Origin of the sequence: Pseudomonas sp. EMN2 (assembly GCF_009650555.1) — a bacterium.
Classification (GTDB): Bacteria; Pseudomonadota; Gammaproteobacteria; order Pseudomonadales; family Pseudomonadaceae; genus Aquipseudomonas; species Aquipseudomonas sichuanensis.
Genome location: NZ_VZZR01000012.1, coordinates 167,044 through 177,502, shown reverse-complemented (window position 1 = coordinate 177,502; position 10,459 = coordinate 167,044). Strand labels below are relative to the sequence as shown.

At 61.1% G+C, this 10,459-nt stretch carries 12 protein-coding genes and 1 tRNA gene; 9 read left to right on the top strand and 4 right to left on the bottom strand.

What is annotated here, in order from left to right:
* The first annotated feature begins 226 nt into the window (after nucleotides 1-226).
* From F6X61_RS05255 to F6X61_RS26940, 6 genes are read left to right on the top strand one after another with little or no spacing between them, the layout of a single operon-like run.
* Nucleotides 227-1,000 carry an ABC transporter ATP-binding protein gene (locus F6X61_RS05255; RefSeq protein WP_028688471.1) on the top strand — a complete coding sequence of 258 codons (774 nt, stop codon included), beginning with the start codon at nucleotides 227-229 and terminating at the stop codon, nucleotides 998-1,000.
* A gap of 11 nt (nucleotides 1,001-1,011) precedes the next feature.
* Nucleotides 1,012-1,767, top strand: a complete 756-nt coding sequence (locus F6X61_RS05250) for an ABC transporter substrate-binding protein (RefSeq protein WP_125462249.1) — start codon at nucleotides 1,012-1,014, stop codon at nucleotides 1,765-1,767.
* A gap of 56 nt (nucleotides 1,768-1,823) precedes the next feature.
* The gene (locus tag F6X61_RS05245; protein ID WP_153785700.1) at nucleotides 1,824-2,516 is read left to right on the top strand and encodes an ABC transporter permease; all 693 of its coding nucleotides are present in this window, start codon (nucleotides 1,824-1,826) and stop codon (nucleotides 2,514-2,516) included.
* A complete protein-coding gene (locus F6X61_RS05240) occupies nucleotides 2,517-3,206 on the top strand; it encodes an ABC transporter permease (protein WP_153785699.1) in 690 nt (229 codons plus the stop codon).
* A gap of 57 nt (nucleotides 3,207-3,263) precedes the next feature.
* Nucleotides 3,264-4,481 (top strand): methyltransferase, encoded by a 1,218-nt coding sequence (locus F6X61_RS05235; RefSeq protein WP_153785698.1) that lies wholly within the window; start codon nucleotides 3,264-3,266, stop codon nucleotides 4,479-4,481.
* Nucleotides 4,482-4,514: 33 nt separating this feature from the next.
* Nucleotides 4,515-4,673: a hypothetical protein gene (locus tag F6X61_RS26940; RefSeq protein WP_178125769.1), complete on the top strand. Its 159-nt coding sequence runs from the start codon at nucleotides 4,515-4,517 to the stop codon at nucleotides 4,671-4,673.
* Between the two features lie 42 nt (nucleotides 4,674-4,715).
* Here F6X61_RS26940 and mdtI read toward each other — a convergent pair whose 3' ends face one another.
* Entirely contained in the window at nucleotides 4,716-5,033 is a 318-nt protein-coding gene (mdtI, locus tag F6X61_RS05230; protein ID WP_125462245.1) for a multidrug/spermidine efflux SMR transporter subunit MdtI, read from the bottom strand.
* Nucleotides 5,027-5,386, bottom strand: a complete 360-nt coding sequence (locus F6X61_RS05225) for a multidrug/spermidine efflux SMR transporter subunit MdtJ (RefSeq protein ID WP_110992229.1) — start codon at nucleotides 5,384-5,386, stop codon at nucleotides 5,027-5,029. Before F6X61_RS05225 ends, mdtI begins: the two co-directional genes overlap by 7 nt.
* A gap of 656 nt (nucleotides 5,387-6,042) precedes the next feature.
* Here F6X61_RS05225 and F6X61_RS05220 point away from each other — a divergent pair.
* The 3 genes from F6X61_RS05220 (at nucleotide 6,043) to F6X61_RS05210 (ending at nucleotide 7,594) form a co-directional block, all read left to right on the top strand.
* Nucleotides 6,043-6,291: a hypothetical protein gene (locus tag F6X61_RS05220; protein ID WP_153785697.1), complete on the top strand. Its 249-nt coding sequence runs from the start codon at nucleotides 6,043-6,045 to the stop codon at nucleotides 6,289-6,291.
* A 97-nt stretch (nucleotides 6,292-6,388) separates the two neighbouring features.
* A tRNA-Thr gene (locus F6X61_RS05215) sits at nucleotides 6,389-6,464 on the top strand.
* A gap of 731 nt (nucleotides 6,465-7,195) precedes the next feature.
* A complete protein-coding gene (locus F6X61_RS05210) occupies nucleotides 7,196-7,594 on the top strand; it encodes a DUF2513 domain-containing protein (protein WP_153785696.1) in 399 nt (132 codons plus the stop codon).
* Nucleotides 7,595-7,636: 42 nt separating this feature from the next.
* On the opposite strand, the gene F6X61_RS05205 is transcribed toward F6X61_RS05210, so the two are convergent.
* The gene (locus F6X61_RS05205; RefSeq protein ID WP_153785695.1) at nucleotides 7,637-8,680 is read right to left on the bottom strand and encodes a phage portal protein; all 1,044 of its coding nucleotides are present in this window, start codon (nucleotides 8,678-8,680) and stop codon (nucleotides 7,637-7,639) included.
* A complete protein-coding gene (locus F6X61_RS05200) occupies nucleotides 8,680-10,431 on the bottom strand; it encodes a terminase ATPase subunit family protein (RefSeq protein WP_153785694.1) in 1,752 nt (583 codons plus the stop codon). The genes F6X61_RS05205 and F6X61_RS05200 overlap by 1 nt, the downstream gene beginning before the upstream one ends.
* Between the last annotated feature and the right edge of the window lie 28 nt (nucleotides 10,432-10,459).

Genomic DNA, 10,459 nt, shown 5'->3' with positions numbered 1-10,459 from the left:
AAAACTGGCACCATCGCGCCTTTTTTCATCAAGGCTCCGGTGCTGGGCAAAACGCCATTGCGGACATCCTCGCGACAGTCCACTGCAACGATGCGACAAACTGCCCCACCAATGACCGAAGCCCCTTGCGACCCGGTTGGCCGCTGTTGCGCCGCTATGCTAGCGTGGCGCTCGCCAGGAAGGCCGCCAACAGCTGGGAACGCACCCGAACACATGAGGACCGCACATGGCCCAGGCCACGCCCGCGCTGGAAATCCGTAACCTGCACAAACGCTACGGCGAGCAGGAAATTCTCAAGGGCATTTCGCTGACCGCGCGCGACGGTGACGTGATCTCCATCCTCGGCTCGTCCGGCTCCGGCAAGTCCACCCTGCTGCGCTGCATCAACCTGCTCGAGAACCCGCACCAGGGCGAAATCCTGGTCGCCGGCGAAGCCCTCAAGCTCAAGGCGCAGAAAAACGGCGACCTGATCGCCGCCGACAACCGCCAGATCAACCGCCTGCGCAGCGAGATCGGCTTTGTCTTCCAGAACTTCAACCTGTGGCCGCACATGTCGATCCTCGACAACATCATCGAGGCGCCGCGCCGCGTACTTGGCCAGAGCAAGGCCGAGGCCACCGAGCACGCCGAGGCGCTGCTGAACAAGGTCGGCATCTTCGACAAGCGCCACAGCTACCCCGCCCAGCTTTCCGGTGGCCAGCAACAGCGTGCCGCCATCGCCCGCACCCTGGCCATGAAGCCCAAGGTCATCCTGTTCGACGAGCCGACGTCGGCGCTCGATCCGGAAATGGTCCAGGAAGTGCTTAACGTCATCCGCGCCCTGGCCGAAGAAGGCCGTACCATGCTGCTGGTGACGCACGAGATGAACTTTGCCCGCCAGGTGTCCAGTGAAGTGGTCTTCCTGCACCAGGGCCTGGTCGAAGAGCAGGGATCGCCGCAGCAGGTCTTCGAAAACCCGACCTCGGCGCGTTGCAAGCAATTCATGTCCAGCCACCGCTAACGGAGCAATACATGCAGACTTACAAGAAGTTCCTCCTGGCCGCTGCTGCCACCCTGGTGATGTCGGCCAACGCCATGGCCGCAGAAAAACTGCGCATGGGTATTGAGGCTGCCTACCCACCGTTCAACAACAAGGACGCCAGCGGCCAGGTCGTCGGCTTCGACAAGGACATCGGCGACGCCCTGTGCGCCAAGATGAAGGTCGAGTGCACCGTCGTGACCTCCGACTGGGACGGCATCATCCCGGCCCTGAACGCCAAGAAGTTCGACTTCCTGGTGTCGTCGCTGTCGATCACCGACGAGCGCAAGCAGGCGGTGGATTTCACCGACCCCTACTACTCCAACAAGCTGCAGTTCATCGCCCCGAAGAAGGTCGACTTCAAGACCGACAAGGAATACCTCAAGGGCAAGACCATCGGCACCCAGCGCGCCACCCTGGCCGGCACCTGGCTTGAAGACAACTACAAGGACGTGCTGAAGTCCATTCAGCTGTACGACACCCAGGAAAACGCCTACCTCGACCTGACCTCCGGTCGCGTTGACGGCATCCTGGCCGACAAGTACGTGCAGTACGAGTGGCTGAAGTCCGACGCGGGCAAAGACTACGAGTTCAAAGGCGAACCTGTAGTGGACAGCGACAAGATCGGTATCGCCGTGCGCAAGGGTGACCCGCTGCGCGAGAAGCTGAACAAGGCCCTGGCCGAGATCAAAGCTGACGGCACGTACAAGAAGATCAACGACAAGTACTTCCCGTTCAGCATCGAGTGATGCCCTCCCGACCCGTACCGCCATGCGCGGTGCGGGTCCCTTGAACAAAGCTGCCCATGAATATCGACCTGCACGGATTCGGTCCGGCCATGATGGCCGGCACCCTGATGACCGTAAAACTGGCGCTTTGCGCCTTGCTGCTGGGGCTGGCCCTGGGCCTGCTTGGCGCCCTGGCCAAGACTTCCTCGATCAAGTCATTGCAATGGCTTGGCGGCTTCTACTCGACCCTGGTGCGCGGCGTGCCTGAGCTGCTGTGGGTCTTGCTCATCTATTTCGGCACCGTCGGCCTGATGAACAGCCTCGGCGACGCGCTCAACATGCCTGGGCTCGAACTCAGCGCATTCGCCGCCGGTGTCATCGCCCTGGGTCTGTGCTTCGGCGCCTACGCCACGGAAGTATTCCGCGGCGCGATCCTGGCCATCCCCAAGGGCCACCGTGAAGCGGGCATGGCCCTGGGCCTGTCGAAAGGCCGCATCCTGTCGAGGATCATCCTGCCGCAGATGTGGCGCATCGCCCTGCCGGGCCTTGGCAACCTGTTCATGATCCTGATGAAGGACACCGCGTTGGTGTCGGTGATCGGCCTGGAAGAAATCATGCGCCACGCACAGATCGGCGTGACCGTGACCAAGGCACCGTTCACCTTCTACGCGGTGGCCGCCTGCATCTACCTGAGCCTGACCATCGTCGCCATGATCGGCATGTACTTCCTGGAAAAACGCGCCGCCCGCGGCTTCATGAGGGCCGAATAAATGAACTGGGAAGTCATCATCAAGTGGCTGCCACGCCTGGCCGAAGGCGCGGTCCTGACCCTGGAGCTGGTGGCCATCGCGGTCATCGCCGGGCTGATCCTGGCCATCCCGCTGGGTATCGCCCGCTCCTCGCGGCACTGGTACGTGCGCGCCCTGCCCTATGGCTACATCTTCTTCTTCCGCGGCACGCCGCTGCTGGTGCAGCTGTTCCTGGTCTACTACGGCCTGGCTCAGTTCGACTCGGTGCGTGACAGCGCGCTGTGGCCGTACCTGCGCGACCCGTTCTGGTGCACGGTGCTGACCATGACCCTGCACACCGCCGCCTACATCGCCGAGATCCTGCGCGGCGCACTGCAGGCGATCCCCAAGGGCGAGATCGAAGCAGCCCGGGCACTGGGCATGTCGCGGGGCAAGGCGCTGTTCTACATCATGCTGCCGCGTGCCACACGCATCGGCCTGCCGGCCTACAGCAACGAAGTGATCCTGATGCTCAAGGCCAGCGCCCTGGCCAGCACCGTGACGCTGCTGGAGCTGACCGGCATGGCGCGGACCATCATCGCCCGCACCTATCTGCCGGTGGAAATCTTCTTCGCCGCCGGGGTGTTCTACCTGGTGATTTCGTTCTTCCTGGTGCAGGGCTTCAAGCTGCTGGAACGCTGGTTGCGCGTGGACGCCTGCCAGGGGCGTTAACCTGCAACACGCTCGGGGCCGCTTTGCGGCCCCTTTCAATTGCGCCGCGGTGCTCGCATGAACACAACACTCCCCCTCCAAGGCAGCCAGCTCCTCGAGCGCTTCCAGGCCCTTGACCACTTTCTGCTGCAGCACCAGCCGCTGTGGCGCCCACGGCCGTTCACCGAGCTGCAGCTGGGCTGGGAAAGCCAGTACCCCGAGCTGTCCGAGTGGCTGCGCAATCGCACCCTGGAACAAGCCGAAGCCGTCCAGCAACACCCGGAACAGCTCCCGGCCCCGGCACCCTTCCCGCAACTGGCCAGCCTGGCCCGGCAGCTGTCTGCCGTGGGTGAATTGCCCGACGTAGGCCTGCACCCGGCCGGCCACCGCCTTGACGCCAATGTCCCTGGGCGCAAATGGCAGCAGATCGAGGCTTTCAGCCGCCGTCTGAGCTTCAGCCAGCCCACCCGACACTGGCTGGACTGGTGTTCGGGCAAGGGCCACCTGGGCCGCCGCCTGCTGCAAGCCGGCCAGCAATTGACCTGCCTGGAGTACGATGCCGAACTGGTCAGCGCCGGCCAGGCGTTGAGCGACCACCATCATCTGCCCGCCCAGCATGTTCATCAGGATGTAATGGCCGCAGACAGCATGCAGCAGCTGGATGGCGACAAAAGCGTGGTTGCCCTGCATGCCTGTGGCGATCTGCATGTGCGCCTGCTGCACCTGGCCAGCCAGCAAGGCTGCCCGCAACTGGCCGTGGCACCTTGCTGTTACAACCGCATCCAGGGCGAACAGTACATGGCGATATCCACAGCCGCACAAGCTTCGGCCCTGCAGCTGTCGATCGGCGACCTGGGCCTGCCGCTCAGCGAGGCCGTTACCTCCAGCGCCCGGGTACGCCGCCAGCGCGACAGCTCGATGGCCAGGCGTCTGGGCTTCGACCTGTTGCAGCGCCAACAGCGGGGCACCGATGCCTACCTGCCAACACCTTCACTGCCGGTCGATTGGCTGAAGAAGCCCTTCGAGCAGTACTGTCGCGACCTTGCCGCGCTGCGCCAGGTCGAACTCAGCGGCACGACAGACTGGGCCGCCCTAGAGTCGCAAGGCTGGCAACGGCTGGCCCAAGTGCGCAACCTGGAGCTGGTGCGCAACCTGTTTCGCCGCCCATTGGAACTGTGGCTGGTGCTCGACCGGGCCTTATACCTGCAAGAGCAAGGTTATGGCGTGCGCGTAGGACTGTTCTGCGAATACCCACTGACACCGCGCAACCTGCTGCTGTTGGCCGAACGCCACTGATAACCTGTGGATAACTCTGTGTACAAGCTTGTGATGAAAATCACACCCGCTTGGATCCAAGCGCTATTTGCGCCGCTTTGCTTATTCCTCATTCCGGCTGAAAACCAGCAAAAACAGGGCTTTGCGCAAAGACCGGTGGCAGGGCCATTCGGCATGCATTTCGCGCAAGCGGAAAATGCCGCTTGTGCATAAGCATTTCAGCCGTAAGCCGCAAACCACCTCGAACAGAGCATTTCAAGCCAGTTTCAACAGGCCCATGCCGACCAGAAGCAGTGCCAGCCCCAGCCAGCCACGGCCAGCCAGACGCTGACCGAACAGCGCCCAACCCATGGCGACGGTGGCAAGGATGCCGAAGCCGCCCCAGATGGCATAGGCCAGTGACAACTCTATGTCCTGCACCGCCTGAGCCAACGCGGTGAAGGCCGCCAGCACGCAGAATATCGATGCCACACCCAGGCCTTTGCGGCGAAAACCGTCGGAATACTTGAGCAGCAGGTTGGCCAACACTTCCAGCACGATGGCCAGGCCCAGCCAGGCAAATGGAATCAGCATGGCAACGCCTCCCCTTCAACCTCGACAGGCTTGCTGCGGGTACCCGCCTTGATCAGCAGGATGCCGGCGATCATCACCGCCAGCCCCAGGGCCTTGGCCCAGCCCAGGCTTTCGCCCAGCCAGAGCACGCTGACCAGGGTGATCAGGACGATGCCGATCCCTTCCCACAGTGCATAGGCCACGCCGACCGGCACACGCTTGACCGCCAGGGCCAGGAAGAAATACGACAGGCAGATCATGACGTACATCACGGCATGCCCAGCCACGGGGAAATGAGTGGCGGCGAGTTTCATCGACGCCGTGCCGATCACCTCGGCGGTGATGGCGACGATCAGATAGATCCAGGAACGCATGGTGCCCTCCCATGGGCGACACAGCAGCCGAGCGCACAGGCGTCGGCGCAAGACAGAAACGTTTAAGGCTGTAGTGGGAGGGTGGCGCTAGAGGTCGCCGGTCCAGTGACGTTCACGGGAGACCAGGCGGGAGGTGGAGAGGAGCTTGAAAGCTTTACCGTTCAACATAATGAACAACAAATTAGCTCAGGTAATCGAAAAAGTCAAAACGATAGAAAAAACACAAAAAAATACGCGGTTAAATTGCGGTTTATTCGGACAAAACCCTGAAAATACGCCAAGCGGCGCGTAAATTATATTAACCACTCATGACGCGACTGGGACACACCATGTCTCGCGTTCCGGCAAGTCAGCCACAGCACAGTTAAGCTTCATCGGCTCGTTCGGTGTATCATCACCGGCTGTCCACGTGATCATGCACTGTCCAATCGAGCCAAGACGCGCAGAACCGCCCGCTCGGTGATTTACCTGTGCTGTGCGAAAAATGATCAGGGATGCCAACAACCGTGATAGTTCGCGTAGGGGCATGGCCTCATCGTATCAACAGGACGCGCGTCACAGCTGCCGATACCCAAGCTACTGGTCCCCGCGAGGGAGCAGTAGGCGTTGCAGCCGCCTCTTGAACACAGACTGACCTTGGAACGGATTCGAACATCGTGAAACACGCCAAGCCCTTCGCCCTGCTGACCGTCGCCCTGGCCCTGACTGGCTGCGCCAGCAGCACGCCACCGGCCAAACCAACACCGCTGGACTGGAACATGCCCGGCATGCAGCTCGGCGGCGACCGCGGCCTGCCGCTGCACGTCGACACTCCCTGCCGCAAGCGCGGCTGCGACAACGACAAGCTGTTCTTCAACCCCGGCAAGACCGAACCAAGCGTCACCACCATCCACCGCGGCTGGTAGGAAAATTCTCCTTTCACCTCGGTGACTTAGGGCGTTACGCATTGATTGCAAGAAGTGGTTTACAGCCGCGAATCCATAGCTATAATGACGCCCCTGTGCCGGTATAGCTCAGATGGTAGAGCAACTGACTTGTAATCAGTAGGTCCCGGGTTCGATTCCTGGTGCCGGCACCATTCAAATCAATGGTTTACGTGCAGTACCTCATGCCCATTCGAGGCTGCACGTACCAGCGCACGTACCAAGAGGTGTGAGCAAGCGCAGATCTGCGTGTCACCCTCGACCAGCCTCCCCCTAAGGGCGACCGCCGTTTGATGTTGACCCATCGGAAAAAGGTTAGGTCGGTTAGTTTTCTAGCGAGCAGGCTGCATCCCTCTCCGCTTCTGGCTTCTAGAAGACCTCTTAAAGTTAGGTTTTGGTTAATTATTGGTAATTTTCTAACCTTTACCTATAGTCAGTTTCTGAAAAATAAAATCCTTTAAAATCAGGCACTTGAGATTCCCTAACCTCATACCTAACCATTCCTAACCATCAAAAGTTAGCGACCGAGCCCAGTAAATCCGGGCCCTTGAGATCCCCAAACCCCCTTCACAAGAAAACTTACCTTTTTCCCATGGCTCCCCCGGATTCAGAGAGTCCAGCTCCCCCTTCGCCACAGAAAAGCCCGCCCCCGCAGGGATTCGCAGAACACTCACACACCTCATCCCCTATCGAAGCCCAACCACTGGGCGGGCTGGCCCTGGCTGCAGGGGCGCAGAAATTCCGACACGTTTAGCCCGCAGGCGTGGCGGGGGGACGAGGGCGCGCGCCGGGGTCAGAGCAGCGCGAATGCACAGGATGGTGTCCAGAAGGAATCGGCGTTATCGTTCGTGGCGGCGGCGCGGGGCCGCCTCAAGGAGGAACAACGATGCAGCGTGACCCAGAGCTGATCCGACTGCTGATGCTGAAGCTGGAAGGTTTGGAAAAGCCAGCAACCGCTATTGCCATGGTCAGCTACAAAGACAACCTGGCCATACCGGGCTATAACGACGACGCTGTCTATTACCACGTCGATCAGATTCTTCAGAGCGGTTGGATCGACATGGCAGGCGGCCGCGGAATGAACCCATCAGGGCATTTCAGCTTCCGTGCGCTGACCCCAAGAGGGCATGATTTCATTGACTCAGTTCGAGACGACGCGGTCTGGGCTTTGACAAAGAAAGGCGCTACAGCCGCAGGCGGCTTCACCATGGATACGCTGGCAGCGCTTGGTAAAGGGTTCATTAGAAAGCAGATATCGAAGCTCACTGACATCGAGCTTGGATAACAAAAAGCCGCCTCGATGGGCGGCTTTTCTGTTTCAGGTGCCTCAGTTGGCGTTACCTGCCGGCACCTCATATGGACTGAATCGGATTACCTCTTCCCCCAGCCATTCGTTGATCTGCAGCAGCCTGGCCTGTTCGGGCTCCAGCTCGTTCATCGCCCACACCTGGGTAGCGTCACGCACCGAACCGAATCCACCGGCGTTCTGAGGTACTACGCCCATCAGTTGCGGCGGAATCCGCAGCATGGCCAGCTGGTCGTCGCGGCTGATGTTCTTGATCGCTCCGAAGTCATCCTTTGCCGCCACCTCGCTGATCGGGATCAGCTGGATGCCGTCCTTCTTGCCGTTGGGCGCGTACATGAACAGGTTGCGGAAGTTGCCCGGCCCCTTGCTGCTCTTCATGGCCTTGCGCAGATCGTCGACAAAGGTCTCGTTCTGGGCGGCATCGGTCATGTACAGGATGAAGCCCGCGTGGCTTCCGTTCTGGTAATACTTGCGGCGGAACAGTGTGGCCGACTCGTTGAGCAGAGCGGCCTGCAGCGCCGGCAGCCACTCCGGGAGCCCGTACACTTCCTGGTTGATATCGGCCACACGCAGGTGGCAGATGCTCCCCGCGCGGAACTCGAACTCATCCCGCCAGCCGCGCACCTGGTAGTAGGTCTCCAGATCGGAGCCGCGGCGCATGTACTTCGCGAGGCACGGCCGAAGCCCGAGAGTATCGCGCAGCATGTTGTCGCGCTTCTCCAGGTACAGGTTGCCCGACCATCCCAAGTCCATGACGATCTGCTCGAAGGCCTGGCGGCTGAGCAGCTTGTGGGGCTTGAATGTCCTGGCCAGGGCGTTGCGCTTGAAGATCAACCCCGACTGCAGGTAGACGCTGGCCTTCGAAGACCTGGCTAGGCCATCCAAGGAGACCGGCGGCTCGTACCAGCGGCCATTGTTGTAGCACTCCAGGTAGTCCAGAATCTCCCGACCGTCCAGGACCGGTACCGGATCGCCGAACGTGAATGCCTCGGCTCGGGCGCCTGGGCTGGCAAGCAGCTCCCCGGCGGGCGCCGGGCCTGCGCCGGCCTGATCGTTGTTGCCCATCAGTAGATCTCCATGATGCGGGTATTGGTTGCGGTCTGGCCTTCAAGCGGCTCGTTATGCAGCGCGTGGAAAAGCGCCCAGGCCAAGTCAGCGTGGCCGGTGGATTCGTTTCGGCCTGCGACGAAGGTGAACTGTCGGCCACCAGGGGTGACGGTCTTGCGGATAGCCATAAGGGATTGGGCGATGTCGATAGCACCGGCATCGAACTCCAGCCGGCCCTTGCTGATGACATCCCAGGCTTTCATGACCAGGCGTGTCTTGACCTCGGGGTTGTAGGAGAAGGTGCGCACCGCGGGGAAGAAGTTGCGCACCAGCTGGGCCACGGCGCTGCCGAGGCCTGTGGTGTCGATGCCGATGTACTGCACGTTGTAGCGCCTAGTGATCTGGCGAATCGTCTCGGCCTGCGAGTTGAAGTCCATGCCGCGGAACTGGTGCTTTTCCAGGACGAAGAATTTACCGCCCGGTACCAGCGGCGGCGCGACCACCACCAGACCGGCCGAGTCTCCGGTTTCCGCCGGGTCATATCCCACCCATACCGGGCGCTCTCCGTATGGCCTGGCAGCGAATGGGCTGTAACCCTCCCAGTCCCAGCTTTCAACCATGCATGGCTGCAGCATGGCCAAGGGGAAAATGCTCGCGCCATCGTCCACAAACTGGCACATCAGCAAGTTCTGGAACGCGGCAGCGTCGTACTCCAGCTTCAGCTCGTCCAGGTCGAACAGGTCGCAGCCCCTGGCCTCGGCATCCATGATGGTGACGATCTGGCGCCAGATTTTGTCTTCGCAGAGCCGACCCTGCTGCAGCGCCTCGTGGGTGACATCCAGCTCGATGTGCTGGGCAGTCGGCTTGCCCTTGTTGATCCGCTCACCGGTCCACCAGGTGTACGCCGGGTGGGCCATGCTGCTGGGCGTCGAGAAATAGGTCTTGCGCCATTTCTTGTGCAAGGCCATGCCAGAGGCGACCTTGTTGATTTCAGCGAAGCCGTGCACCCAGAAGAATTCGTCGAAGTAGAAGTTGCCGGATCGGCCCTGCGCCGTTCTGAAGTTGGTACCAAGGAAGTGCAGCTCGGCGTTGTTCCAGAGCACGATGGGGTCACCAGTCAGCTTGATGCCCAGTACCTCATTGAGGAACGCCTGCATGTAGGTCTTGAACTGGTGCGCCTGGGCCTTGCTGGCCGACAGGAAAATCTGGTTGCGTCCCGTGGTAATCGCGTCGATCAGCGCCTCGCGGGCGAAGTAGAACGTCGCTCCGATCTGCCGGCTCTTGAGGATCATCCGGGTGCGCTGGTTGCCGGCGCGGTACCAGTCGAGCTGATAGTCGAAGCAGCTGTCCCGGAAGGCGTCGACCAGCTTCTCGATCTGCTCCTCGTCCAGCTCGTTGCGCTTGGGCTGCTTCTTCGGCCCCTCATTGCGTTTGGCAATGTTCGGGTTCAAATCGCCTTCGGTACCACCGCCCTGGTACCGCTGGATGCGGGCTTGACGCTCCAGCTGGCGATGCAGGAGATCGATCTCCTTGAAGTCGCCGCTGGTCTTCCCGTCCTTGAGGATCAGCTGGACGAGACGCGCCTCTAGCGCCCCGCCGATCCGCTCGACGTTGTCGGCCCGATCCCAGTCATCACGGGCTTTCCAGCTGTGGACGGTCTTCTCTTTCTCGCCCAGGTAGTCGGCAATATCGGTGATGCGCCAACCCGTCCAGTACATGAACTTAGCTTGGCGGCGGGGATCGGTCGTGGGTTGGGCGGTAGTGTTCATGGCGCCGATGCTGCCGCTCGCGCGCGCG

What these genes read in the sequence shown, in the direction of transcription:
- F6X61_RS05255 (WP_028688471.1), top strand. Translation starts at nt 227, where the DNA reads ATGGCCCAGGCCACGCCCGCGCTGGAAATCCGTAACCTGCACAAACGC.
- F6X61_RS05250 (WP_125462249.1), top strand. Translation starts at nt 1,012, where the DNA reads ATGCAGACTTACAAGAAGTTCCTCCTGGCCGCTGCTGCCACCCTGGTG.
- F6X61_RS05245 (WP_153785700.1), top strand. Translation starts at nt 1,824, where the DNA reads ATGAATATCGACCTGCACGGATTCGGTCCGGCCATGATGGCCGGCACC.
- F6X61_RS05240 (WP_153785699.1), top strand. Translation starts at nt 2,517, where the DNA reads ATGAACTGGGAAGTCATCATCAAGTGGCTGCCACGCCTGGCCGAAGGC.
- F6X61_RS05235 (WP_153785698.1), top strand. Translation starts at nt 3,264, where the DNA reads ATGAACACAACACTCCCCCTCCAAGGCAGCCAGCTCCTCGAGCGCTTC.
- F6X61_RS26940 (WP_178125769.1), top strand. Translation starts at nt 4,515, where the DNA reads ATGAAAATCACACCCGCTTGGATCCAAGCGCTATTTGCGCCGCTTTGC.
- mdtI (WP_125462245.1), bottom strand. Translation starts at nt 5,033, where the DNA reads ATGCTGATTCCATTTGCCTGGCTGGGCCTGGCCATCGTGCTGGAAGTG.
- F6X61_RS05225 (WP_110992229.1), bottom strand. Translation starts at nt 5,386, where the DNA reads ATGCGTTCCTGGATCTATCTGATCGTCGCCATCACCGCCGAGGTGATC.
- F6X61_RS05210 (WP_153785696.1), top strand. Translation starts at nt 7,196, where the DNA reads ATGCAGCGTGACCCAGAGCTGATCCGACTGCTGATGCTGAAGCTGGAA.
- F6X61_RS05205 (WP_153785695.1), bottom strand. Translation starts at nt 8,680, where the DNA reads ATGGGCAACAACGATCAGGCCGGCGCAGGCCCGGCGCCCGCCGGGGAG.
- F6X61_RS05200 (WP_153785694.1), bottom strand. Translation starts at nt 10,431, where the DNA reads ATGAACACTACCGCCCAACCCACGACCGATCCCCGCCGCCAAGCTAAG.